The sequence below is a fragment of the Paenibacillus vandeheii genome (assembly GCF_030433635.1).
Lineage (GTDB): Bacteria > Bacillota > Bacilli > Paenibacillales > Paenibacillaceae > Paenibacillus > Paenibacillus vandeheii.
Genome location: NZ_JAROCD010000005.1, coordinates 300,967 through 327,403, shown reverse-complemented (window position 1 = coordinate 327,403; position 26,437 = coordinate 300,967). Strand labels below are relative to the sequence as shown.

The window sequence follows — 26,437 nt, the reverse complement described above, 5'->3', positions numbered from 1 at the left end:
TATTGTTTATCGCAAACCTTTCAGATCCGCCTCTGAACTTCCAAGCTCTGTCTTCCCGGCATGTGGAGATTTCGTATTGATTAGATAGTATAGCGTTGCATAGATCGTTAGAATAAACGTGCCAAAGAACATACAGAAAGCGAGTGACGGACGACTTACACTCTCATGCATAATTTCGACCAGCGTTTCACGATTGGTTAACGCATCCCAGCTGTTCAGTCGATACACACGTCCCAACAGGACACCATAACTACCCAGAGCACATCCTACCAGCACAAAAATCCACGAAAACCATCGTCCCATTTTGTGATGAATCACTTCCTGAAGCTGATACATCGACAGGAATCCGAGCAACAAGCCCGTCCAAACGAACATCAAGAGCACAATTAAGTCATACCAGTACTTGTAGTCCAATCCATCCCCTCCGCCATAATAGCGGGAACTGCGTGCCGTCAGGTGAACGAGATCCGTTACAATGTAGGACGAGTTCGGGAAGAACAATAGCCAGAGCAGTCCGCTTGCAACGGCAAACCATGTCGCCCCTTTCCATTTGGCATGGCTGAAGCCATAAGCCACATAGGAAAATACAAAAGGAATCCAGCCCAAAAACAGGTTCCAGATCAGGAAGCGAAAATAGCGCTGATCCAACCAATCCGCAGCTGCATAATACAAACCGAGGGTCACCACCGTGACCACACTAAGGAAAATCAATATTTTGATATAATTCAGTTTTCTCAATGATATTTACCTCACTTGATTCAATGAAATACATTTAGTTCCGAAAATATCGGATAATCTCTTCCCTGTTCTTTTCCACACGCAAATTCAGCCCACGTTTATCCTTTAACCCATATTGCTGTAGTTCATGTCCTGGATCAAGCACCAACGGTTTGGTTACCACATCCTCCAACAAGTTCATTGTCAATTGATAGGCTTCACGCAGCTCATCCACCGGAATAATCGATTCATATCGCTTGATCAACTCAATCAAACGTTCCGCATACACCAGACGAACCATACTGTCCGCACTCGTCAGTTGTCTTGAAGCAAATGCTGTGATTGCAGTGATAATCAGCGGATTAGCATGATATCTGGCAATCGACGTAAGCTCATCAACCGCGTCCCAGTTCATGATAGATAATGCAGAGGTTAACTGACCTATTCTTTCTTCCATCCATGTCTGCTCCAGCTCTTGAGGCACATCCCATTGTTTATATTGTGCATAAACACCACCCCGATGCATCTGAACAGCGCTCCCATAATGCTTAACGAATAACGCTTTTGGAACACTCCAGTCCGTTTCCATCCAACCACCACCGTACCTGTCTCTATTTTTGCTTAAAACCAAAACACATTACATAAATTTACTGTTGAAGACCATACTAGGATCATACCACTTCCCAAAGGAGAATCAAATTTACCATGAATTCAAATTCAATGCAGCCTTCAAACCGAATGCAACCTGCAAACAACGCAAATCCAGGCTTCACACCTCAAATGAACCATGGCGGACATGAAATGTTCGATATGCACGAAATTCTATCAGGGGCCATCAACGTGCTGGATCAATACATGATTTTCAGAACGTTTGTACAGGACACTGAACTTCTTCAACTTCTTGATCGTCAGTACAATTTCATGCTGTCCCAGTACAATCTGACGGCAGAATGTTTCTCAACTGGACAGAAACCGCATGAGGAGACGGCAACCTACATGATTCCAAACATCGTTCCGCCCGTATATGGCCTCAAGCCATCTGCACCGAAAAAGCCGAATCAATCACTCGCCGACGTCAAAGATGCAGGCATCAGTGGTCATATGCTGGGATTGATCAAGTCACATGCCTCTCTGCTGGCCATGTCTGCTCCTGAAATTACGAATGGGACCGTACGCCGAGTTATCGCTTCGCAGGTACAACAATTTATCGAGATGGCTTACGAAATTTTCATGTATCAAAATCAACATGCTTATTATCAAGTGCCTCAACTGAATGCAAATGATACGACACAGATGCTTCAAGCATATGTCCCAGCAACCGGTGCACCTCAAATGCCAACGAACAATAAACCACCTCTTCATTAATTTAAAATAAGCCACAACAACAGAGAACAGCATCTTCAACCCCCATGGTTGTAAGATGCTGTTCTTTGTGCTGCTACGGCTTCGATCCAGAAGTGAAAAAAGCAGCATTCCTCTCTAATGGATGTGCCGCTTTAGCATGCATTCAGCGCTTCTTGTTCTATTCCAAGAATGTATTATGTCGATACCGATGTTAGTTTGTCCGGATTCACAACGAGATAGAATCCCTCAATCCGCTCTCCTAGAGAGTCCAGCTTGAGACACAGAACTTCGGACAACTGACCGTTATCCAGTAATGCAAGGTGAGGCTCTCCATTGATGAATGTGGGCACCCAATCTCGTTCTCGCAATCGGGTAAGCACCCGGCGAGAGGTCAACAAGGCGAGTACACCTTTACGAACTTTCATCGTTCTCATGACCGTATGCACACGTCCACCGCCATCTGCCGTAAATACAGGCTGCTCGGCAAGCAGCTCCAGCATGGCGTTGACATCATAACTCAGAAAAGCGGTTGTGAAACGAGCCAGCAATTTTTCTTTGGCAGAATAATCAGCAGAACGATGTTCCAGCGGAGGAAGACGATCGGGAAGCTTACGTCTGGCCCGGCTAAAAATTTGACGGCAATTGCTTTCGGATTTTCCCAGCCAATCTGCTATTTCCGCATACTCATACTGGAACGCCTCACGAAGTACAAAAACAGCACGCTCTATTGGGGTGAGTTGCTCCAGCATAACCAGATAAGCGTAGGAAATCATCTCCTTCTGCTCCATCGTTGCTTCCGGAATGTTCCCTATTCCACCGTCACTCATCGGCTCAGGAAGCCATTCTCCAACATAACTTTCCCTTTGATTGCGGGCAGAGTTCAGCAGATTCAGACTACGGTTTACGACTAGTTTAGCAATATAGGACTTGGGATTACGGATATTATCAAGGGACTTGCTCTGAAGCTCTGCAAAGCAGTCCTGCACCATATCTTCAGCCTCCACAACACTACCGAGCATGCGGTAAGCAATGGAAAAGGCATAGGCTTTATAACGAATATACAATTCACCAACTTCCAGAGAAGACACTTCTGGCTCATTGATGAGAGAATCCAATTTCATGAGAATGGCCTCCTCTGGCAGATGGTCGTAACTTTAATTATTAAAGCAACCAGGATACATCCCTGTTGTAATTGCGATCCGGTTCCAGCTATTAATGGTGTTGATCGCCATGATCAGATCCACCAGTTCAGCATCACTGAAATGCTCCTTCACTTTTTCAAACAATTCAAATGGTACGCCTTGTTCCGAAACAAGCGTTACGGCTTCAGCCAGCTCCAGCATAACACGTTCTTTTTCCGTAAACAAAGGTACCTCGCGCCACACGCTCAGCAGCAAAATGTGATCAGCATAATCTCCCAGCTTCATCAGATCTTTGGCATGCATATCGAGACAAAACGCACAGCCATTGATTTGCGACACACGGATTTTCAACAGCTCATATAACACTTTATTATCTTCAAACTGACCCGAAACATGCTGCTCCAATGCCATCATTGCTTTGAAAGCACCCGAATTAGCCACTCTATAATTCACTCTTAAATTCATCTCATTCGCCTCCGTATTTTGGTCTACAACCTTAAGACAAATCAAGACTCATATCTGTGACATTTTCCATAAAAAAATTTCAGGATATTTGAGAACAGCATAAAGCTCAACTATGTAAGATGAGTAACCTCAATGAAGCTTGCCCAACATAGATATAGTTTACACAAAACGTTATGTATAAGCAGATAATTCCGTATTTATGTTAGATGTCCGCGGTATTGTTTGTCATTTTAAACAAAAAACGATTACACATATTGATACTCCAAACAAAAGAGTAGTAACATACGACTACAAAGTAAACTTTCCTGACATGAATAACGAACGAATCATTATCCCAGCAAGGAGTGACTTCCATGATAACTTCCAATTCCAATCCCCAACTTACATCCGAACTGCCCCGCGGCTGCACGTTCTCCGCTGAAGACTGGCATGTCTTATCTCAATATTGGTATCCGATCGCTCAGGCAAGTGAAGTGACAGATAAACCACTGGCCGCTCAATTGCTTGATGTCAGATTGGTTCTGTATCGCAGCAACAACAACGTTGTAGTTGCCAAGGATCTTTGTTTTCACCGTGGTGCTCCGCTCAGTAAGGGCTGGGTAGAAAATGGCGAAATCATCTGTCCCTATCATGGTTTCCGTTATAACTGTGAAGGTAAATGCACCGCCGTGCCTGCACATCCCAGCTCCAAAATTTCTCCCAAACTGAAACTTATCGTATATCCTGCGGTCGAACGTTATGGCCTGATCTGGACTTCACTCGCCGGAAACGATGAGCAACTTCCTTCATTCCCAGGATGGGATGATCCGGAATATATCAACATTCTGCCTCCGAACTTTGATATCGCAGGTTCAGCAGGACGTCAGATGGAGGGATTTCTGGATGTATCCCATTTTGCCTACGTGCATACAGAGACGTTTGGCGATCGGAACAACACCGAAGTGCCCCAATACAAAGTAAAACGTGAAGGCAATCAGCTGCTTGCCGAATACTGGAGTTCTGTCAGCAACTATGGTAAAGGTCAGGATAATGTAGCCCCCGAAGGCTTTCAATGGCTGCGTGAATTCCGCGTATTTCCGCCATTCGCCGCCTCTCTTACAGTTCACTTCCCGGATAACGACAAACTGAACATTCTGAACTGCGCCTCACCTATATCTGCACGCTTTACACGGTTGTTCTGTCCGATTACGCGTAACTTTGACAAGGATGCTCCAATTGAAGAGACAATCAAGTTTAACTTGCAGGTATTTGAGGAGGACCGTGAAATGGTGGAATCACAGAAACCGGAGGATTTGCCGCTGGATCTGCATGCAGAAGCACATATTCCCGCAGACCGTACCTCGATTGCATATCGTCAGTTACTGACAGAGCTGGGCTTGGGAAGAAACTACACATCATAACTTGAACACAAACAGACAAAAAAGATGCGTTCATGCGAATGCATCTTTTTTGTCTAATTGCTACACTTTCGTTCGTGACGATGTACTGGGATTGACCTTACTTATAATATGCTTATATCTGTCACTTACCCTTGATTATTCGTATTCATAGGAGGTTCTGTATAATACGGACAGCCTGGTTCGTGAATAATACGGGGATCTACCCATGTTCCCCAATACGGAAGGCGATTTACATAAGGCAGTTCGTTAGACTGACTATTCGGATGTGGCATATTGTTTGTGGCCGGGGATACTTGAGTTGCACAGTCCACAGGCGGCCCAACGATTACTGTTTTTTGAATGGGAGCAAGCGTTTCCTTCACCTTGTTTTCATCGAGACAGTAGGTATGGGCCAGGACGCTTGCAGGTGTAAGACGCAAAATGTCCGAACCAAAAATGGCTTCAGGAACAGGGGCATCAAAAATAGCCAGCAGATGCGTCTGATCTACCGTTGCAATTTCATAGTGCCACCAGCCTTGCGGAACATTTGCTACTTGGCCTGGGGTAATCGTAAAGTTTAACAACGTATTAGTAAACGGGTTAATAAGGGAAACGACAGCTGAACCACTAATACAATACACCAGCTCCGATGCATTTTGATGAATATGGGGTTCAACCACATTGCCAGTACTAAGAAAAATATCCAACAAGGATACATTTCCCAATGTGTTTAATTGATGAATGGAGAGAAAGTTAATATAGTTATTTCCGTCTTTTTTGAAGAAAGGATTCTGGTTCACATCAAATGTAAATTGGGTGGTAGGTAAGGTGTAATCCATATAGGAAGTTGCCAAAATAAAACGCCTGCCCTTCGCTCTCGGTTTAGGTGATAACCTATACGCCAGCTTATGCTCTGGGCTTCTATGCGTGAGCCCATTTATACCGAAAGCCGCTTAAGCAAAAGAACCCTGATGCAGAAAGCCTGATCAGAGTTTTTTCGTTATTGATCTTTTTTCATGTCCCACACCTCTTGCCAACTGGTACCGAACGGAATATTCATCAAGTCCACATACTCCAACCAGTTCATTCGTGTAATGATATCTGGTGTCTCCTCAATTAATGAATTCGTAACCAGCAATGCCCTGAGGTTTTTAAGTTTCTCCAGTTCGGGAGGAAAATCTCGTATACCGGAATAAACAATCTCCAGGTATTTTAAATTGCTAAGTTCACCGATCTCGGGCGGAATACACTTCAATCCCAGCTCCGATTGCGGCTTGGGCCTCCATCCAGGTACAGATGCAAAAGGACTACCACAATATATTCTCAGCTCTCGAAGTTCTTTAAGTTTCCCGATATCTCCAGGAATACACTCCAGGTCCAATGTCATGATCTCCAATCTCTCCAAAGAAGTTAGTTCAAAAAGAGCTGGAGGAAGCATGTACAGATCCTGCTCAAAAATCGTCAACTGTTTCAACTGCTTCAATTCCCTAATCCTTTCAGGAATCTCGGTCAGACCATGTGAACTGATATTTAGAATGTCGGTCTGATGCTTGATCGCATCATCCAGCAGACATTGAACGTCCCGATGCCGATGCAAATCAAAGAATAACCCCGTAATCCGCTCCATCAACTGGCTAGCCTCTTCTTGTGTAATCCTCATTCCATATATGTTCTCATGAGCAACACTAAAGAAAAAATCACTTCTATCCGCTTTCAAAAAACAAAGATCATCCGGCAATGATGGATACAACCAGTCATGAAAACGATTGGCTTCTTCCTTAAGGATCTGCCCTGATTCCGGTGTGCAGCGATATATGTAATAGATTCCCTCTGAATACATGGCACCACTTTGCATCATCATTTCTTCCATTGTACAGCTTTCAATAAGGTAAGGCTTCAGTCTCTGCAATACTCTTGAAACCCCTGGTACTTCGTCGTTATCGTACCTTCGTCTGTCAACCAGCAAAAAACGATCTGTTTTCTCAATCAACCAGTCAATTAACTGTTCATAGGCAACGCCTCTTGGATCAGTATGAAACGATACAGCTACCAAATCATATCCCCCTTCACCCGTACCACGTTCTATTAACTCCTCTGTGTCACTCGATTGTATCGCAGCATAGGCTGATATCATCAATTAAACACTGGAGGCATGCATCATGGCTTACGGACCTGGTTCACTTCCTATCCCGCCAACTGCGGGTTATCCTTACCCTTATTATCCACCGCCACCCTATCCCTACCCTTATCCATATCCTTATCCATACCCCTATTCACCCATCGTTCCGTTTCCGCTGCCCCTTCCCATCGGAGGCCCAGGATGGCATGGCGGTTACCCTGGCGGTCCCCACGGCCCGTTCCCTGGAGGAGGCTATCCGGGCGGTCCACATGGTGGAGGACCCGGGGGTTCTGGTGGACCTGGCGGAGGTTTCCACGGCCATCGTATTTTTTAATGCTAAAAATTGCAGGAAAGGAGCTGCTACCAGCAGCTCCTTCCCTTGTTCAACTTTTTAACCACGTATGATAAAGGCTTAACCCACCCCGCCATCAATACTCAATTTCATCCATAATCTTCAGGTTACGGTTGGACACTTCCAGCAAGTCTGTAAACGTCTCAGACACATAATAAACAAAGTCCGGATCATGCACATACATAATGACTTGCCCGTAGGTTCCTTTCTCTGTCGGATCAAAATCAAGCATCAAATAAAGGGAGCCTCCCGCCATCGTTGCAAACGGAATCCACTCTTTGTGGAATAAGTAGGGCTTAATCTCCGGGTCCAGTTTGCTGATCTCATCTGGGGAATAGTACTCGTCCAGCTTCTCATCCGCTTCACAGAAGTATTGTTTCGTTTCCCGAATCTCCTTCAATGACATCAGATAAAATGGATTACACTCCTCTGCCTCCGCATCACCCGGATACAAAATATGAAATGCATAACCACTCCCGTCCTTACGCTGATAGAAGGCGCGGAAATCCTCCGGCAGTCGGACGCCATATTCCGTTTCCAATGCGGTTAGACTCTGTTCAGAAGCACCCGCCCGATGCTGGTATTCCTCGTATAACTGCCGAATTTCGTCATCCTGGATTTTTTCATTCAGGAGCCCATTCAGCGCATCGAACATTTCATTCCATTTTGCATTAGCCTCAGGTGTCATGAAGCATCCCTCCCATTCATCTAAGATCAAGTTATTGCGGGGTTTACCAGCGTATAGGATCTTCTTCGCGCCACAACACATAACGCTCAAGCTCACGGATAGTTCCTGTACCGATCCCATATTCGTCCATTTCTTGGGAGTGCAGGTCAAGGATATGCAGCATGCCCCCGAACGTACCCACTGCAAGCTTGGACTGGTCAGGAGAGCTCGCCAAGGAACAGATGGTGCTGCCTACAAAATGTCTCCACACTTCCTGCCCGTCACTATTCACACAATATAAATATCCGTATGCATCCCCAAGCACCATGCCTGCATCAATGGCCACAGCAGCGTAAACACGGGCATTCTCATCCATTACAGGCCAGTCTTCCTTACTCTCATTACCATCGATCGTTTCCAACTGAACTTGTATTGTAGCCCCGTTATAAAAGTGACATGCATTAAACCATACCTTCAAGCTATCGGTGGTGAACACCGCATGATGAGGATAACTGGATTCGGGATAAAGGGAATACGTCTTATTCTGTTCGCGATCCAGAATCATATGATTACTCACCTGGCTGCCGTAGGCAATCCAGCGACCGTCGCGTGAGACCGCCGCATGCCCCATATCGATCTGCGTATCTTCCAACTCGTATTCATCAATCTCTGCAAGATCCGGGTGCAGCAGGGATACCTGGCCTTGCTCTAGCAGATAGATTCCATAAGTGGAGAAGATAAGAACGGATTTCCCATCATTAAATGGAATGAGCCCTTCAAGTGTGCGCTCTGGATGCTCACAGTCAGCAAGGGATTCGATGCGCGGCAATGCCTTCTGAATACTCGATTGGATATCTTCCCAGCGATATACCGCAAGCTCTTGCCCTACCAGATGGCGATCAGGCTGTCTGATGATACGAATATCTTCCGATCCGGCCAACGCATAGTCTGCACTGTCCGGTGAACAACCTGCGAAGGTATACTTAGAGAAAGGCAAACAACCATGCTGATCAGCGGTATATACACATCCATTCTCCGTGAAGGTACCGATTGTGAATACAATCGTTTCCGCGTTCAGATATCCTACTACCCTCACGGCCTGCATGGAAGATTGAAAATTTTCGTTCAATGGCCACGTTGCAGCAGGCAGTTCAAGCCGGAGCCGTTCCAAATCGCCTTGAAGATTGGCCTGCTTCACCATATTCCACACTTCAGTGCTAATCAGAGCTCGCGCGTCCGCCTCCAGCTCCGATTCGTCCACTTGCTCTCCTGCCATGCCTCTGCGCACAAATGCATTAACATCCTTTGCGTATCGTTTGCCTTCACTCCGCCACGTTTCTGCAATGTCTTCTTTCAACCAACTCAATATTTATTCCTCCACTCCACCTCTATTGACGACTGTACAGTGATGTGCCAGCAAAAATTGATCCAGATCGTGATCCTTTGCACCTTCCGTCCCGTGCATCTCTTCATAGAAAAGCGCAATTTCCCTGCCATTCGCATAATTAAAGCGTAAATACCCACCCATAGAGACCATAAACAGCTTACATGTGTACTCATTTTCAAGCACTGCATCCCACTTGAATTTGCTCTTACACAACTCAGCCAGTGCTTTCATAGAGTCTTCGCGCTCGACGTTAACCAAGTGGTAGAACGTGTGGTTTCGCAGCTCATTCCAGGGTTCAAAATACGCTGGGGCAAGCGGTTTATCCTGATGGTAATATCGGCAATAGATCCGGTCCATGGTCTCTCCAAAGTCAGCTTCTGAGCACGACCACAAGATTATAGACTCATCATGACGCGGGAGCCATAGCAGTCCCTTCACATCTGGATGAATCGCCAGGAAATCACCATCCACCGAACTGCCGATACTGATACACTCCTTAAGCTGCTCCTGTGTGACTGGCGTATCCTCCGTGTGCATCCAAAAATCATATTCAGCAAAAGGTTTTAGTACCTCCTGATCCGGCCGCTGCACATTCATCCAGCCTGTGTATGTCCCTTCCCCGTATTGTTCCAGCCATTGGCGATAAGACACAGGCAGCGAGATCAAATGCTGCTCTTCAAAATGATCCAGTTCCTTAGCGGGTACGGGCTTTAACGCATGAGATACAATATACATTCACGACATCTCCCTACGATCGTTTCGTTCAATTCACGACAGTTCATTCAATCGATCAGCAATTCAATCAGGCTAAGCCAGTTCTTCCTGTACAATTTCGGTCACTACACCCTTGCGGTTTATAATGCTAATGGCAAATGCATCATAACCGTCACGTTTCACCTGCTCAAAATCCATACTCTCTCCCGTAATCAATTCGTAGGTTCCGTCTTCGTCCACATCTTCCCCGAACTCCTCATCCCATGGCACGTTATAAAAGGCAGTGAGCTGTACTTCAAAAATATCTTCTCCTTCGACGTCCAAATAGGGGCGTAGCGACCTGTTACTAATGTCTTCCTCCGGATATGTCTCACACAACATCGCATCATAACCGTGTTTGGCTGAATCGATAAGTAAGTAGCGTTCTCCTGTTACGGTGTGCTCCGCATATACGATGAGTGGTGTCGAATCCTGCCAGGTTATCAGATCATCATCGGTTAAGTCACCATAATAAAAAATATGGAACTTGTCATGTCCATCCCGTGCTTGCAACTTGCCTTTCCATTCCACTTCATGCGTTTGAACATCCGGTATTTCCCGAACCAACCCTTCCAAATATGTAGGTCCTTTATGTACACCAAACAAATTCATCATCTCGCCTCCGCTTTATTCATTCGAATGGTTACGACTTTATGTTCTTCATCCACATCCAGCTTCACATCCATGTCTAACTTATCATGGAACAAAGCCGTAACGTTGATATACGGATCACGAGCAGCTTCACTGCCCCCATTGCTGGAACGGCTCATTCCCTGATGAATAATCGATTGTACCAGCTGTCCATCCCCTTTTCCGGTATTTGGATAAGTATAAATCACCTCTTTGTCCCGATTATAAAAATTCAACACCGTTTTATAATCTTTGGCATTGGTATATTGCTTTTCGGTTTTTACATATTCGTTTTCCGTGGATTGATAGCGGATCGTCCCAGCCAGATAGGGATTGTCTTCACTGGGTTTAATATCAAACTCCTGATAAGCGATGTGAAAAAGGTATTGGATATGATTCATATCTACACGATAATATAACTGCCTGTTGTCTTCCTCCTTATCCATGGCAGCGAAACTGTTGATGAGCGGCCAGGCTTCATAGGATTTCCCATTCACATCGACAGCGAGAGCATAGTCAGAAAGTACCTTCTCTTTTTGAAACACACCATACGTCTGTAAAATGAAATAAGCCGGAATGAGTAACGTGCCTATAATTACTGCAAATATAGTAATCTTTATACGAAATTTCATGATCATCCTCCTTAGCGACCCCTGTTCTACCGGTTCATCCTGTCGTGTGCTGAAGTTTGGTCAACGTGCGGACAACCAACTCTCTGTTCTTGGCGTTCTTGATATACGCAGGGATGGTATGGGAAGCCGTCTTCAAAGGTATATTTGGCGAAGAACAGCGTAGAAGCTGTATTTATAAGCCCCTTCCTCTTCGAAACGTTTCATTTTAATCCCTGCCTATCCCCTGTATGCTGGCCATCGCTGAAAGCAACCACTCAACATTTCCCAGTTGTTCTACCTAAAATTATATGTAACTCCTGTGCTTAGCACAAGGAAATGCAACGTAAAAAGGAGCACCTTACTCCAGATCATCATCTGGAAGGCACTCCTATTCACTATTCCAATCCACGCGATCAAATGTCAAGCAAAAGGGAGACAAGCAGTCCCATTGAAGCAATAAAACCTACGACGGGTCCCCCTTCTTCGAACGCTTCAGGCATCATTGTGGAGCAAATCATCGCAATGATGCCTCCTCCGGCAAATGCCCCGATAGCCGCGGCCATCTCATCAGGCAGCTGCTCCAGAAACAGATACCCTCCCAAGGCTGCGAGTGCAGAGATGATCAGTACGCCCAACCACAAGAGAATAATCCTGGAGCGGGAGTATTTATTGCGTTGCAGTCCAACCGTACTGGACAGACCCTCAGGAATATTACTGACAAAAATAGATACAACCAGCACCACACTGACACCATTTCCGGCGAGCAAACTGGCTCCCAGCATAATCGATTCGGGAATGGCATCCATGACCGTCCCTGCAAAAATGCCAAGTCCACTCTGGTTGGAATCTCCCTTCCCGGCGCTTGCCGAACGCTTGCGCCCTGCTCCCCCTTTACTGGAAATGAGCAAATCGAACATGGTGTACACGACCGCCCCTGCAGTAAATCCAATCGCGGTCGGCACAATCCCCCCATCATTCAGAGCGTCTCCAATCAGTTCAAATGCGGCCGCACCAATCAGGGTGCCAGTACCAAAAGCCATAATCCAGCCTATCACTCGTTTGGGAATCTTCAGAAATAGCGCAGCAAGTGCTCCAATGACAACAGCCGAGGCGGAGATGCCGCCCCACATGAATGCAGTCCACATCCGGGATGACCCCTCTCATGTTCATATATGATCTATCACTCCATTAACCGGAGCATACAGAACAAAAACAGGGTACATCACCAGGTGAATGGAATACAACGAAAAACCGCTAACACTAAACCATCATTTTACGTAGTGAAGAAATATATCTTGAACGAATAATGAAGAAATAGAAGGTCTGCGCGATTAGAAACGCACCAAACACGGTTAACACAGGCACCGTATATTCGGTAATACCGAATTCCTTCAAGAACGGTTTAACCACAACAAGGGTTTCGATGATCGAGATCAGAATCGGGAAGAAAAAGAGAATCGCAATCTGGATCGTCGATGATCGTTTCATCTCTTGAAAGCTAAGACCCATTTTCGAGAGAGAATGCACCATTTTCCCATCTGCTTCAAGATCCGTATGCAGTCTGAAATACAGAAAGCTGGCTGAGGAAATCGAGAAGATCAATCCGATGAAAATGCCCAGAAAGGTAAAGAGCGCCGTCGTCTGTCTGAATTCTTCAAAGTCAGCATATCGCGTCGTGAAAAAGCCGGAAAAGTCTTTATCATCAGAGCTATTTCTAATGATCTCATCCATGCCCTCCAGCCGATCGCTTACCATTGCTTCAGATGATTGCCGATCGGGCACGGTTTCCCCCCAAGAAGGGATATGATAAAGGTATTTACCGGAAATTGCATCTTTGTCCATTTGTCCGGCAAGAGCATTAAACTCTTCATCATTTACAATAACTAGGGCTGATGCATATAAAAGCCCGTTGAATTCCGGTTCAATTTCAGTGTACCGAATATCGATTTTAGCAGGCTCTGAGTTCGTACCCAACGTTAACTGATCGCCCTTGGCATAGGCATGGAACCGTTCCTGTTGACGAGGCTTCTCCATATTACGGGAATCGATGAATATGCCGGTATGGGGTGCAAGAGTATAAGTCGGTTTGTTCTGGATTGCGTTGAACTGGTTGAAATCACTCAAAGATATCACACTGATTCCATTGCTATCCGCACTTGTCCAAAAGTATTCCAGATAAACATCCTGGTATGGAAGACCGGCCGCATCAAGAACCTCGTTGACAGGAGCCATGTTCGGCTCTTCCGATGCGCTGTACACGTTATAACGAATTGGGAAATGATTGTCTTTAAATACTTGTCGATTCTGCTGATCCAGCGACAAAATGACAACTGCACTCATGGAAGCAATCGCAATGACCACCGTTACCATAAACAGCATGCGTGCGTTATCTTTTATTTTGTAACTCATTTCCGAAATCCACAGCAAGCGTGTCCCATGCCATACCCGTTTCCGATTACGCTTCAACAGCCGTATGGTGAGCACGGAGAGCTGCGAGTAGAAGAAATATGTTCCCGCAATGCCTGTCACAGCAGCGATCAGAATGCTTTCACTCGACAAACTGCTGTATAGAGCAATGAATCCCGTAGCCAGGAAAGCCAGCCCAAGAATAGAGAACACCCAAGAAGCTTTGGGTTCTTTTTTGGGCTTGCTCGTTCCGGTTAACAGCTCCAGTGCCCGCTTATTCCCGATAAAGAACAGTGTGAACAGGGAAATGCAGAAGAACAGTAATAAAAAGGCACCTACCGTTATCAACATCGCTTTTACAGGAAAATAGAAAGGCAAATCATCCATACCGATAAATCGGGTGGTTAACATCAGAAACAGCTTGGACAATAACATGCCCCCGCCGATCCCGGCTATAATGGATAGAAATCCGATAAACATATTCTCCAAAATGACCAGTCTTCGAATCTGTCCCGGCTCCGCGCCCAAAATGGTTAGTATACCGAATTCCTTATTCCGTGATTTCAGAAATGCACTAATGGAATACATAACGAAGAAGATCGCGAACACATAGACGATGACCGAAGCGACCTGCATTCCCGCTGCCGTGGTTTTGCCAATCGGTAAACTCTCAACATACGGATGATAGATGAACATGGCATACGCGAAGAAGATCATGACCATGAATACACTGCTTAGAAAAAAGGCAATGTATGCTCGCCCGTTTCGGCGAATGTTGTTAAAGGCGAACTGAGGAAAGCTCATGCGAATTCCCTCCCCAGAACGATAATGTATCTATAATTCGTTGGAAGAACGTCTGACGGTTATCTCCGCGATGCACTTCGGCAGCGAGCTTGCCATCCTTGATAAATACAATCCGATGGCAATAACTTGCGGCAAGCGGATCATGTGTGACCAGCATAATGGTTGTTTTCTCTTCTTGGTTGATCTGTTCAAGCGATTCCATGACCGCTTGGGATGCCGTGGAGTCCAATGCACCTGTAGGTTCATCGGCAAGTACAATCGATGGCATATTAATCATGGCTCTGGCAATGGCTGTACGCTGCCGTTGTCCACCCGAGATTTCATAGACACGTTTATCCAGAATGTGATCGATTCCAAGCTGAGCCGTAATCCGATGGAGTCTGCTCTCCATCTCCTTCAGCTTGACCTTGTCCAGCGTTAATGGCAGTACTATATTTTCAGCAACGGTCAAGGTATCGAGCAGATTGAAATCCTGAAATACAAACCCGAGTTCCCGACGTCGGAACATGGCGAGTTCTTTCTTTTTCATATCAAACGGATTCATGCCATTAATTAGCACTTTGCCTGAGCTTGGCTCATCAATGGTCGAAACCATATTGAGCAAAGTCGTTTTCCCACTGCCCGATGGTCCCATAATTCCTACAAATTCACCCTGCTTGATGGTCAGATGAATATCACTAAGGGCTTGAGTCTGCACTTTGCCCTGATACACTTTGTTAAGTGCCGAAACTTGCAACATTTCCATAGGTGTTTCCCCTCCAACTGAACGATCTGTGTTTTTTCATATCCTTATCCTAAACGACCTCCCACAACCCTGCTATCGATTTACCTTAAACTTTCCTTACACAGCGTTTAAGGTTATGTTCCCCTTCTATGAAGAAACTCCGTATCCATAAAAAAAGCACCTCGCCCATGGGCAAAGCGCCTCTATTTCCGATTCATCCAGCTGAATCTGACTAATGTTCCTTCGTCCGGTTTGGAGAACAATTCAATCTGATTACCCAGACGTGAACTGATCTCACGGACCAGATACAGTCCCATACCCGTAGATTCATGATACTGTCTTCCCCGCTCTCCTGTGAAGTAAGGATTGAACACGCGATGAATATCTTCAGCTGAGATGCCGATCCCCTGATCCTGAATATCCAATACGATTCGCTCTTCCTCCATATAGGCGGTAATTATGACTTTTTTACCCGCTTTGCTGGCTGAGTAGTTGACGGCATTGGTCAAAATCTGGGTAAACATGAACCGCAGCCACTTGGAGTCACTATAGACTTGAAGGTTGTTGTCCATTTGGAAATCCGGCGTAATTCCCCTGCGAATAAACAGACGACGATTCTCAGCGATGCTGCTTCGAACCACCTCCGGTAGAGACAGAAGTTCCACACGGAAATCCCCCTCGAACTGTTCCAGGCGTGAAGAATGAAGTACCATTTCCAACCCTTTGCGCATTTTATCCAGTTCATCCTGAATGCTGCCAGCAGTTGTATCCTCCACATCTTCCAGGGTCAACTGTATGATCGATAATGGGGTCTTCATTTGATGGACCCAACGGTTCATAAACACAACCTGCTGCTCATTGTGACTGCGCAATTGACCGATTTCATTCTGACGGTTACGCTCCAGTTCATGCATCAATTCCTGTAATGCTTCTGCCACAGGAGCGCTTCCAAGCGATTGGAAAGGCTCCTGTACCAGCCGTTGTGGATACTGGAGCACACGGTAATATGGGTGGAGCTGGAAATAACGCACGGTCAGATATACGATTAATACCACTGTACTGAGCAATATGCCATAAAGAACGATCCTCATGGGCCGCTCTTCACCTGAGAGCCAATATACACATGGGACCAGCAGCAATTGCAGCAAATAAAATCCGATGAGGGGCAGCTGATCCCTTAAGAACAGTTTCATTGTCGATCCTCCTGGGAAGCTGACTCCAGATCAAGCAACCGATAACCCGCTCCGCGAACCGTTTCCAGAATCTCTTCTGCCCCCAGATCCTTCAGCTTACGGCGAACACGTGTAATGTACACATTCAACGTATTATCATCAATAAAATGCTGATCTTCCCACATCAGTTCGAGCAAACGTTCCCGGCTAACTACCCGCCCTGCTTTGGCCATCAGTGCTTCGACCAACACGGATTCCTTCTGTGTCAGCTCCATGGAACGCCCCCCGTACTCCAACACATATCTTTCGGGGTACAGTATCATAGAGCCGTTTTTCACTTTCATCTCTGGTTGTACAGCTGCATACATCCCGTACGCCCTACGCAGGTGACTACGAACTTTAGCAAGAACTACTTCATATTGAAAAGGTTTAGTAATATAATCATCCGCCCCATGCTCCAGCGCCATAACCTGATCCATGCCACTATCACGAGCCGAAATAAATAGAATGGGACATATGGAATGCGAGCGGATCTGTCTGCACCAGTAATAGCCGTCAAACTGAGGCAGATTTACATCCATCAACACCAAATCCGGACCGATCTGTACAAATTCATCCAGTACATGACGGAAATCAGTTACGATCTGCACTTGAAAACCATTCCGAATCAAATATGCCGCCAACAATCCTGCGAGCTTAGCATCATCTTCAACCAACAATATCGATTGCATCGTCAATCCTCTTTCCGTTCCCTGACATATCTTCTACATCTAGATTACCATTCTAGTCGGAAACGGTTTGGAAATAAAGGTCAGACGACCAGCCGTCCACGCTTCTCCGCCAAACCAATGGTGGCTTCCACCCCGGAATTAAATTCGAGAAAGTCCTGTTCTACCCCGTCACTAAAAATAACGCCATCCTCTGGCATCTGGGAGACCATGTGCAAAGGCTGTTTCGGATGAATCTGTCCAAACACCAAATTGGCCGCAGTCGTTCGGCTGGGGAAGGGCTCACGTACTGTAAAATACAGATAAGGCGCATCCCAACCGAAGTGATTCAAGCCGCTCATGCTTCCCTGTGCAGATGCAGTCACAGGGCTACGTTCTTCTGAATAATCTTTCCCTTTAGGCCTTGAGCCTGGATGAAAGCTCCTGCTGTCTTTATCGGTGCTGAAAGCTTCATCCGATTGGATGTGCTGCCACGCTTCCGAGCCCACAACCCCGGCAGCACCTGCGAGTACACTTTTGAACCAGCCCGTCGATCCCATTCCGGTAGATACAATCACCCCGCTGGAAGATTGTTGTTCTACCGATGAACCGATACGAACTTCATAACGAGCAGATACATGCGTCTTTCGGCCAATGAACAGATCATTGACACCATACAGATACTGCCCATCATTCAACTCCACTTTGGCCAGAGTCACCTCTTTCAGAGAGCGACGTTTACGAATAACATCGGGAATAATGAAGCTCAGATCCTCCACCGTAAATGGCAGCAATACCCCATCCCAACGCATTGGATCAGGATTTACACCAATAAGCGGCTGCTCGGTCACATACTTGAGCGTATTGGCAACCAGACCGTCCTGTCCGACGACGACCACAATGTCCTGTGCTCCAAAAATAAAGTTGGGCACATGTTCCCGATCAATGGTCTGAACCCGACCCAGTTGGCTGAGCTGCTGCTGGGCCTGATGCACGGAATGATGATAACGTCTATCTTCCTCCAGGTAATCACTGAAGTCCGCCCCCAGACGTTCAATATAGAACTGGGCTTGTTGAACCGTATTATAACGAACCACTAATTCTTCCAGCCTTGTTCTGCGTTTGACTAAAATCAGCTTGTATTCGGTCATAGGTTCACTTCCCGCAGTGTGTGCAGCTTCAGTCTGGTTTGCCTTCCCAAGTCTCATCGTGCCCGACCTCCCTGCTCTCTTGTCGGTGGATTCATCAATCCTTGCAGCAGATCCGGCGAGATGTTAAGCTGGCCAATTTTCCCGGCATTCTCAGCTAGCTCCTGGAATGCAAGAGCGATCAGTTTATCCGAGTTCATACCCATGTTAGCCATCGCCTGTAACACGCTAGGTTCCACATGCTGTAACGAATTCATCACGGCAGCAATTTCATAGGCTTTGGCATCCGCTTCGGCATTCTGATTCGCGATCGTCAATTCAATGAGCTGCTGCTTCCGTTCCTCCATCGCCGTATTAAATTGCAGCTGTTCCTGCTCCATCTCATTTTGTTTCTGTTTCACCGAACGTTCGGCATGCAATTGCGTTTCACGAATCTGCTGTTTCTTCGTCTCAACGGCAATTTCCGTGTTCAGTTCGTTTTCCTTCACTTTACGCTCCTGTTCAATGGATGCATTGCGACGTACATACAATGCTTCGTCGGCCTGACGCAAAATCTCCTCCCGTGCTTGTGCTTCCAGTGCACGCATGGTCTCTTTATTAGGTAAAATGGCGAGAATGGATAGACTCATCAGCTCTACGCCCAATTTCTCCAGTTCCTCACTTTGTACCACTTCCCGTTTCATGCTGCTGGCCAGTCGTTCACTCGATTGAATGGCTTCCTTCAGAGGCATTTGCTCCAGATGTTTTTTGGTCAGCACCTTGGCAGTCGTAATCACACGTTGATCCAACTTGCCAGGATCGTCGGAGATATACCTGTTCTTGCGTAAATTGTACGTGTAATTCAAGCTTTGGGTGATTTTCATATAATCAACAATACGATAGCTCAGCTGACCCTGAACCGTAACCGTCTGATAATCCGCCGTAATCTCTTCGAACATAAAGGGTACATCCACAGAAGATACAGGCAACACCACAACCGACGTTGTCGGCTCATAGTAGTAAAAGGATAAACCCACACCTTGCAGCTGCACCTGACCATTCTTTACTTTCATTACATATTCACTGGGTTGAAACTTCACGAATCGGAATCCAAACATGGCTCATTCCCCATTTCTCAATATTATCATTATGATATTATCAAAATGATAACAAACAGATCTGATATTGTCAATATGACATTAACCTTTTTTTTTGCTTTTGACATCAAAAAAGACCTCCTTCCGGCAGGAGCCTTAAGGTAGGTCGATTTTCACTAAATATAGTCAGTAATGATAACTCATAATGGGATAAGTGGTTAGCTTAATAATAGAAGTAAGCAACTAAGCAACTTGTTAGTTATTTATTTATTTTGTTCAGCGCTCTTCGTGATCAGATCAACAAACAAATCAATCTGGGCTGTAATGGCGATCGGATCATATCGATAAAATGTGTCAAAATCATTCTCGAAGAATCGGTGATTCTTCACGGCATCCAGACCGTTCCATACTTTGGACTGTTTGAATTCCTTCAGCGCTTCACCTTTTTTCTCAGGATCATACACCGTCATGAACATGTAATCGGTAGCGTATTCGGGCAGAACTTCCAGCGAAAGCTGCACGGTCTGGTTGTCTTTGCTCACCTTGCTCGGCATTTTCAGCTTCAAAGCATTATATACGACTTGTCCACCCCGGCCTGCGTTGTCGCCAAAGATCCATAGATCCCCTTTGTCCGTCAACTCGTATAACCCAACGGTTGTATTTTCGTCCACAATGCCTTTTAGCTTCTCGCGTCCTTCTGCCGCCTTTTTCTCATAATCGGCAATAAACGCCTCCGCCTGCTCCGGTTGACCAATCAAATCACCAAACAGCTCGACTGTTTGGTAAATATCTGTTGCTGTGCCGTAAGGGATATGCACGGTTGGTGCAATTTTGGACAGTTCCTCGTAGTTATCATCGTACATCACGACGATCAAGTCAGGCTGTAATTCCAGCGTCTTTTCCACGTTCACCGGATAACCCACATCTGTGGTGTCTTTGAGCTTATCCTTAATGAACGGATTATCAAAGGCACTTGGCTCCACACCAATCAGGTTACCGCCTACAGACAGAATTTCGCCTCCGTAGTAGTCGGTCACGATGCGCTTCGGATGTGCAGGAATGGTAACCGTCCCTTTATCCGTCTCATAATCACGTGTTTCACTTTCCGTTGATTCGTTCTGAGCTGTATCGGCTCCAGCGGATTCCTGGTTCTCAGTCGTCTGCCCTGATTCGCTCCCCGTTTCATTACTGGTTGTACCGGTATTTCCGCAGCCCGCAAGAACAAGCGTAAATACAATGAATAACGTGCAAATGTACAGAATCGATTTGGATTTAAAAATAAACATGACGGCCTCCTATAATTCAACGCTTATTATGATAATGGTAATCATTATCATTCGAATCATAGCAGAATAGGCTAAGAACTGTCTACCATTTTAATGGTATACATAAACATAGAGACCGAGCCAGAAAGACCCGATCCCTATATCATGTGCGCACTAGAATGAATAGATCTGTTCCATCATTCTGGCTACAGCGACTGCACCCTGTGCACGGTTCGCATGCTGTTTAGGCGCAAATGTACCATCTGCCATACCTTTAAGCACGCCTTGCTCCTGCATCGCTGCAACAGCTTGTTTTGCATATGCAGCGATAGCTGCGTCGTCATTAAATCCTGCACTGCTGGACGACGAATCAACGACTGCACTGGCGTCCTGCTTCATGACCTGTATAGCACGGTTTAACATCACTGCCATGTCCTCACGCGAAATACGTTCATTCGCTCCAAACGATCCGTCCGCTCTGCCTTGTACAATTCCCATCTCAAGACCAAGGCGTACGGAATCCGAATACCACTGATTACTCTTCACATCCATTGGAGATGAAGTAGATGTATCCGGCATGCGTGATTCGCCAATGCCCTTAATAATCATTTGCAAAAATTGTGCTCGTGTCAGTTCTGCTTGCGGACTGAATTTGGTATCTGTCATGCCTGAAATGATTCCTTTGCCATACAAATTCTGCACCTCTTTTATGGCCCAGGAGTAGGATTGCAGATCATTTAAAGGCACCTGTACTTCAGTAATCACAAAACGGCCTGATTGAAGCGGCTTGAAAGCCAGACTGTTGGTCGTTTCATCATATTGGGTAAAAGTTACTGGTTTCATTTCACCATTTGGCAAAAGGGATTGGATAACCAGCACAACGTCCTCTGCATTTGAATGTTGCACATTCGACATCGCCATTTCAATGGATCGATCTGTCCACTGCAACGGCTGCCCGTTTAACAGCAGATCCACACTGACTACGGAATGGCTGCCAACGATTGCTTTTTGTGCTTCAGACAGATTAGCGGTGGATTCTTCTGCCAGAATGACATCCATTGTAGCCCCATCTTCGCTACGGGTATCCTTCAGTGAACTTATTGGGATGCGAACAGAAGTCTGTTTCATCGTCAGCTCCAGCGACTGTAATGCCTCAGTACGTGCCCATTCTTGAATTAGATTGGCATTGAGCTGGAAGGTTACAGCTTTGGAATCCTTGGGAACATCTGCAATCAAGATTAGCTTTTTGCTCCCTGCTGCCATTCCTTGGATCATTTGAGACAACTGCTTCATATCAGGTTGAATCACATAGGTGCCCGCTCCCGTACTTGTACCTTTGAAAGTAATGGAACCACTTTCTCCTGGATTGCCCGTTTCAACAGATGGCGTTACAGAAGAATTGCCAGGATTCTGATTCTGCGATGATCCAGGCGTGGAAGGCTGCGATGGTTGGCTCGGCTGTGAGGGCTGATTCGGCTCTGTTGTCGACTCTTGCCGTACAAGCTGGCTAACTGCTTCTTTCAATGCGGTATCCGCGCCACTAATTTCCTGTGCACTGGCTTCTGCATCATTAATGAGCACGCGGGCCAACGACAATGCCTGTGCAAACATATTCCAGCTTGCAGCTGTATATTCACTTTGACGCAGCTTCGCAGCGGAATTCACTGTAGTCTCCAGGGCAGATTTGTCCGCCAGGAACACCCCGTACGCTTCAAAATCCATAAAGCCTACCCACTCAGAACCTGCTGTTATAGTAAGACGAATATAACGCGCCTCCGTGCCTGCAGGCAGAATATGTCTTGGATTGGTCGATACAACTACATCACTTGTCGTATCTACGACTTTGACAAAGTTCTCATTGTCGTTGGATACTTCGATCTTGTATTTAATGCCTCCACTCCACATGGACATTTCCAGCTTGCGAATCACGGCTGTCGCTCCCAGATCCACTTGCCACCAGCTACCCACACTTTGATCCGTTCCCCATGACGTATTCGGATTGCTATCGATTGCACCCCCAGGCGAGTTGGCTTCTCCACCACCTGTACCTGCACTGCTTGATGCAGTAGCTGTTTTGCCTGTTGTTAATGCTTCCAGCAGAACAAGGTTGTTATTTGCTTTTTGAAGTGTAGTCAAAGCCTCCTGCACCTCGGTCTGATTGGCATCCTGCTTGTCTCTCACCGTGATTGCCGATAGCAATGCCGCTTTCAGGTTTGCCCAGCTTCGCTGTGTATAGGACGATTCGGTCAGTTGTTGTGTTTCACCGATGAACTGTGTCAGCTCTGTTTTGTCCACATTGGATAAACCATGAATTGCTGCTTCCACTTGTTTTACTGATGTATTCACCTCGGTCTGGGTAGATCTTGGATCTGCCATCACCTGTTCTGCCCGAGCAAGAGCCTTGGTCAATACAGCCCATGTCGCAGCAGACCAGTCTGTTTCCTTGTATGTTTTGGCTTCGCCAATGATCGCCTCAAGAGCGTTCCGGTTCGCAGGTATAACGTCGAGCTGCTGCATAACCGTATGAAGATTGGTCGCCGCAGCATCCGTATCCTGTTGTGTCACACCACCTGATGTATAAGCCAGCTTGTAAATATTCTCTGCTGCTGTAATGGCAGGAGCTAATGAAGGCCAGCTTTCAGGTGTGAAATCGCTGGATTCAAGTGACTGTGCACGTGTAATGGCTGCCGACAGCTCTTTCCGATCTGCAGGCAGAATGTCGAGTCCACGTTTATACACATCCAGCGATGGCAGAGCACGACCTTCATACGAGTAACCGCCATTCGCCGGGTATTCGTCATAATCGAACATGGCATGATTCTCCCATGCATCTCCCTCTGAAGCGATCCAGCCTACATTGGCCGCAATCCATGCAGGCTCCCAATAGAAGAAACCGGCTCCCTTCTGATTCGGAACTTGAGAAATCATGTCCATGATGCCTGCAATCGCATCATATTGTCCCTGTACGGTTGCCGGGAAGGTAGCACCTCCCACATTCAGCGTTTCCGGGTTACCGATAATATTGCCGTGCGCGTCCCCGTTTTTATACGAGAATGGATATGACGTCTCGGCAATAATGACTTCTTTTCCATATTTCGCGGAGACTTCATTCATCGTTTTGCGGACATCTGCGAATGTTCCGTGCCAGAAAGGATAATACGACAGCCCGATGATATCGTACTGTAATCCCTGTTCCTGCAATTCGCCGAAATACCAGTCAAATGTATCGGCTTTACCGCCTTCTGCCAGATGGATCATGATTTTGACCTGATCACCACCAGTAACCGCCCGTACACCCTCTACTCCGCTCTTGAGCAAGGCCACGTTTTCATCAAAATTGACTGTACTATTCAATCCGTTTAACACACCGCTGTTGATTTCGTTACCGATCTGTACCATGTCGGGCATGGCGCCCGCATCCTTCATTTCACCTACCACTTCACGCGTGTATTCATACACCGCCGTCTTCAATTCATCGAATGAGAGGTTTTCCCAAGCTTTCGGACGAAGCTGTTGACCAGGATGTGCCCACTCATCGGAATAATGGAAATCCAGCAGGATCTTCATGCCTTTCTCTTTTACCCGCTGAGCCAGACGAATTACATCGTCCTTGTCGTTGTATCCGTTTGATTTTTGTGGGTCATTCCACAGACGAAGCCGCACATAGTTCACGCCACGGTCTTTGAGAATATCGAGCAGATCGCGTTCTGCGCCATTACTGTCCAGATAATAACCTCCATTATCCTCAATGGCGGTTAACGTGGAAATATCCACCCCTCTGACAAAATCACTGCGATAGCCTTCCACCGTAACGGTAGCTACCGGTTGAACCGATGCTCCGTAGACGGCTCCTGTTACAGTGAAGTTAACTGCTGAAGCATACTGTGATGGGTCAATTCCCTCCCATTCAACAGGGACAAGGCCCGATTTACCGTTCTGGTAATGTGCCGTGACTTCAGTAGGCAAAACAGGCGCGCTCCGGCTTACGGTAGATACGTTGACTGCATCGTAACTTGTGATATCAGCCGGGTCACGTACCTCTTTCTCGCCCCAGATTTGCAGCTCGGAAATGCCAGGCCAGTAGTTAGGACCCGCATAATAAGGAATCGTGACCTTTACATACTGAACTGCGTCAGCCTGAAAATCCGGGTTGGCTACACTCTGGGGCGTTTCGTTAGTCGTTTGATCCGCTACCGAAGTCCAGGTATTTCCATCCTCCGAAACTTCAACCAAAAACTTCACCACCTCGTTTGCATCCTTCCACGTTATTTCCGCGCCGGAAAGATGGTATGAAGCTCCCAAATCGACCATCAACCAGTGCGGTTGATCCACTGAAGTAGGAGTGTCCGCACTCCATTTCGTATTGTCTTTGCCATCCACTGCGTTCTCTTTATTGCCTCCCCACTGCAGATCCTCCGAGTTGACTATTACCGTCTTGCCCAGTGCAACGTTTACTTTCGCTGCTGCCGCTGGTCGAGCCAACAGACCCAGATCACAGAACAACAGCAGTAATACGAGACAGCCGCTTATGTATCTTTTGTGCACGCTTAATCTCCCCCTTATCGTGTTTGGTTCAACTTAAACAATGAATGTGGTAAATCATTATCATTGTAAGCGCTTTACAACAAACGAGGACACGGTATTATCCCAAGGAAACAGCAGTTATTTTAACGGATTGATTGGTAATTCCTTGCTCAACGCGGATCGATTCCCATTCTTAACATAAAAAATCTGTCCCCTCCACCACACCGGCGGATTGGAACAGATTCGGGTCTTGTATGTTCAAATGCTTATTTGCTGAGCTTCAGTTCCAGTTGTACCTGAATGTCATTTTCAGTAGAAAGAACTACCGAATGTGGATTTTCCATACCAAAATCTTCAAAGGTAACCATCGTTGTGGCGGACAACAGCACCTGGTCATTTTCATAAGCGGCTTTTACATCAAATGTAGCCTCTTTCTCAATCCCTTTTACCGTAAGGGTTCCGTTCATTTTAAAATCCACTGTCTGGCCTGCCGGCCATTCCGTTGGTACACCTTCAAATGAGGTAGCGGTAAATGTAGCTTGTGGATAGGTGGAAACATCGAAGAAATCAGCTTCTTTCACATGTCCATCCCGCTGGCTATTACCTGAATCAATGGCACTCATCTCTATCTGTCCATCTGCTTTCATCTGGGAAGCATCGTCTACATTAAGGGTTAGGTTACCGCTGACCTGCTCGTCCGCAAAATTAACCGTCTCCCGGGATGTCGTTACCGAGAAATATACTTTCGAACCTTCGCTGATGCTCCAGTCTCCATTTAATTGCTCTGCTGCGGCTGTTTCGTTGGATACGCTTGTGCCACTGTCCGATCCTGCTTCCGTTGTGGACGCCGCGGTGCTGGCAGGAAGCACCTGCTCAATCTCGACGTTGTTGCCCAGGTAACTGTTCGCGACATAATAACCTCCACCCCCAAGAATGACGATTGCTGCCGCACCTGAGATCATCCATGTTTTTGTCTTTTTGTTCATCTCTATTCTCCTCCAATGGGTAACTGTATAAGTTGGTTATGTATCAGCATCTTAACAGC

24 protein-coding genes are annotated in these 26,437 nt (G+C 46.3%); 3 read left to right on the top strand and 21 right to left on the bottom strand.

The features are described 5' to 3' along the window. Positions 1–6: 6 nt before the first annotated feature. Positions 7–738, bottom strand: coding sequence for a DUF1361 domain-containing protein (locus P5G61_RS11905; protein WP_301246607.1), 732 nt, complete (start codon positions 736–738; stop codon positions 7–9). 34 nt (positions 739–772) lie between these two features. After that, a complete protein-coding gene (locus P5G61_RS11900) occupies positions 773–1,306 on the bottom strand; it encodes a hypothetical protein (RefSeq protein ID WP_301246605.1) in 534 nt (177 codons plus the stop codon). A gap of 131 nt (positions 1,307–1,437) precedes the next feature. Between P5G61_RS11900 and P5G61_RS11895 the strand changes: the two genes are divergently transcribed. Next, the gene (locus tag P5G61_RS11895) at positions 1,438–2,082 is read left to right on the top strand and encodes a spore coat protein (RefSeq protein ID WP_435874143.1); all 645 of its coding nucleotides are present in this window, start codon (positions 1,438–1,440) and stop codon (positions 2,080–2,082) included. A 173-nt stretch (positions 2,083–2,255) separates the two neighbouring features. On the opposite strand, the gene P5G61_RS11890 is transcribed toward P5G61_RS11895, so the two are convergent. Both P5G61_RS11890 and P5G61_RS11885 read right to left on the bottom strand, forming a co-directional pair. Continuing rightward, a complete protein-coding gene (locus P5G61_RS11890; RefSeq protein ID WP_301246604.1) occupies positions 2,256–3,182 on the bottom strand; it encodes a sigma-70 family RNA polymerase sigma factor in 927 nt (308 codons plus the stop codon). A gap of 33 nt (positions 3,183–3,215) precedes the next feature. Then, a complete protein-coding gene (locus P5G61_RS11885; protein WP_301246603.1) occupies positions 3,216–3,668 on the bottom strand; it encodes a carboxymuconolactone decarboxylase family protein in 453 nt (150 codons plus the stop codon). 353 nt (positions 3,669–4,021) lie between these two features. On the opposite strand from P5G61_RS11885, the gene P5G61_RS11880 reads away from it, so the two are divergent. Beyond that, positions 4,022–5,068, top strand: a complete 1,047-nt coding sequence (locus tag P5G61_RS11880) for an aromatic ring-hydroxylating oxygenase subunit alpha (protein ID WP_301246602.1) — start codon at positions 4,022–4,024, stop codon at positions 5,066–5,068. A 125-nt stretch (positions 5,069–5,193) separates the two neighbouring features. Here the strand turns inward: P5G61_RS11880 and P5G61_RS11875 are convergent, their stop codons facing one another. Both P5G61_RS11875 and P5G61_RS11870 read right to left on the bottom strand, forming a co-directional pair. Continuing rightward, complete coding sequence (locus tag P5G61_RS11875; RefSeq protein WP_435874135.1) at positions 5,194–5,886, bottom strand: cupin domain-containing protein; 693 nt, start codon at positions 5,884–5,886, stop codon at positions 5,194–5,196. Positions 5,887–6,047: 161 nt separating this feature from the next. Next, positions 6,048–7,181 (bottom strand): leucine-rich repeat domain-containing protein, encoded by a 1,134-nt coding sequence (locus tag P5G61_RS11870; protein WP_301246600.1) that lies wholly within the window; start codon positions 7,179–7,181, stop codon positions 6,048–6,050. 25 nt (positions 7,182–7,206) lie between these two features. Here P5G61_RS11870 and P5G61_RS11865 point away from each other — a divergent pair, with 25 nt between their 5' ends. Next, a complete protein-coding gene (locus P5G61_RS11865) occupies positions 7,207–7,500 on the top strand; it encodes a hypothetical protein (protein WP_301246599.1) in 294 nt (97 codons plus the stop codon). A 94-nt stretch (positions 7,501–7,594) separates the two neighbouring features. On the opposite strand, the gene P5G61_RS11860 is transcribed toward P5G61_RS11865, so the two are convergent. The 15 genes from P5G61_RS11860 to P5G61_RS11790 all read right to left on the bottom strand — a co-directional run bounded on the left by P5G61_RS11860 (position 7,595) and on the right by P5G61_RS11790 (position 26,378). Next, on the bottom strand, positions 7,595–8,206 hold the full coding sequence (locus P5G61_RS11860) for an SMI1/KNR4 family protein (RefSeq protein WP_301246598.1): 612 nt from the start codon (positions 8,204–8,206) through the stop codon (positions 7,595–7,597). Between the two features lie 43 nt (positions 8,207–8,249). Then, positions 8,250–9,551 carry a hypothetical protein gene (locus tag P5G61_RS11855; protein WP_301246597.1) on the bottom strand — a complete coding sequence of 434 codons (1,302 nt, stop codon included), beginning with the start codon at positions 9,549–9,551 and terminating at the stop codon, positions 8,250–8,252. A gap of 3 nt (positions 9,552–9,554) precedes the next feature. Continuing rightward, the gene (locus P5G61_RS11850) at positions 9,555–10,307 is read right to left on the bottom strand and encodes an SMI1/KNR4 family protein (protein WP_301246595.1); all 753 of its coding nucleotides are present in this window, start codon (positions 10,305–10,307) and stop codon (positions 9,555–9,557) included. Between the two features lie 72 nt (positions 10,308–10,379). Then, a complete protein-coding gene (locus P5G61_RS11845) occupies positions 10,380–10,937 on the bottom strand; it encodes a hypothetical protein (RefSeq protein WP_301246594.1) in 558 nt (185 codons plus the stop codon). Continuing rightward, positions 10,937–11,587 carry a hypothetical protein gene (locus P5G61_RS11840; protein ID WP_301246593.1) on the bottom strand — a complete coding sequence of 217 codons (651 nt, stop codon included), beginning with the start codon at positions 11,585–11,587 and terminating at the stop codon, positions 10,937–10,939. The genes P5G61_RS11845 and P5G61_RS11840 overlap by 1 nt, the downstream gene beginning before the upstream one ends. A gap of 392 nt (positions 11,588–11,979) precedes the next feature. Beyond that, positions 11,980–12,711, bottom strand: a complete 732-nt coding sequence (locus P5G61_RS11835) for a ZIP family metal transporter (RefSeq protein ID WP_079349334.1) — start codon at positions 12,709–12,711, stop codon at positions 11,980–11,982. Between the two features lie 115 nt (positions 12,712–12,826). Further along, positions 12,827–14,776, bottom strand: a complete 1,950-nt coding sequence (locus tag P5G61_RS11830) for an ABC transporter permease (protein ID WP_301246592.1) — start codon at positions 14,774–14,776, stop codon at positions 12,827–12,829. Beyond that, positions 14,751–15,521, bottom strand: a complete 771-nt coding sequence (locus P5G61_RS11825) for an ABC transporter ATP-binding protein (protein ID WP_024630553.1) — start codon at positions 15,519–15,521, stop codon at positions 14,751–14,753. The genes P5G61_RS11830 and P5G61_RS11825 overlap by 26 nt, the downstream gene beginning before the upstream one ends. 182 nt (positions 15,522–15,703) lie before the next feature. Further along, a complete protein-coding gene (locus P5G61_RS11820) occupies positions 15,704–16,693 on the bottom strand; it encodes a sensor histidine kinase (RefSeq protein ID WP_301246590.1) in 990 nt (329 codons plus the stop codon). Then, positions 16,690–17,403, bottom strand: coding sequence for a response regulator transcription factor (locus P5G61_RS11815; protein WP_301246588.1), 714 nt, complete (start codon positions 17,401–17,403; stop codon positions 16,690–16,692). The genes P5G61_RS11820 and P5G61_RS11815 overlap by 4 nt, the downstream gene beginning before the upstream one ends. A gap of 80 nt (positions 17,404–17,483) precedes the next feature. Further along, positions 17,484–18,587, bottom strand: coding sequence for a diacylglycerol kinase catalytic domain-containing protein (locus P5G61_RS11810; RefSeq protein WP_301246587.1), 1,104 nt, complete (start codon positions 18,585–18,587; stop codon positions 17,484–17,486). After that, entirely contained in the window at positions 18,584–19,624 is a 1,041-nt protein-coding gene (locus P5G61_RS11805) for an SPFH domain-containing protein (RefSeq protein ID WP_301246586.1), read from the bottom strand. Before P5G61_RS11805 ends, P5G61_RS11810 begins: the two co-directional genes overlap by 4 nt. 242 nt (positions 19,625–19,866) lie before the next feature. Continuing rightward, positions 19,867–20,883: an iron-hydroxamate ABC transporter substrate-binding protein gene (locus P5G61_RS11800; RefSeq protein ID WP_435874142.1), complete on the bottom strand. Its 1,017-nt coding sequence runs from the start codon at positions 20,881–20,883 to the stop codon at positions 19,867–19,869. A 159-nt stretch (positions 20,884–21,042) separates the two neighbouring features. After that, complete coding sequence (locus P5G61_RS11795) at positions 21,043–25,413, bottom strand: glycosyl hydrolase 53 family protein (RefSeq protein ID WP_301246584.1); 4,371 nt, start codon at positions 25,411–25,413, stop codon at positions 21,043–21,045. Between the two features lie 245 nt (positions 25,414–25,658). Continuing rightward, a complete protein-coding gene (locus tag P5G61_RS11790) occupies positions 25,659–26,378 on the bottom strand; it encodes a YceI family protein (protein ID WP_301246583.1) in 720 nt (239 codons plus the stop codon). Positions 26,379–26,437: the final 59 nt, after the last annotated feature.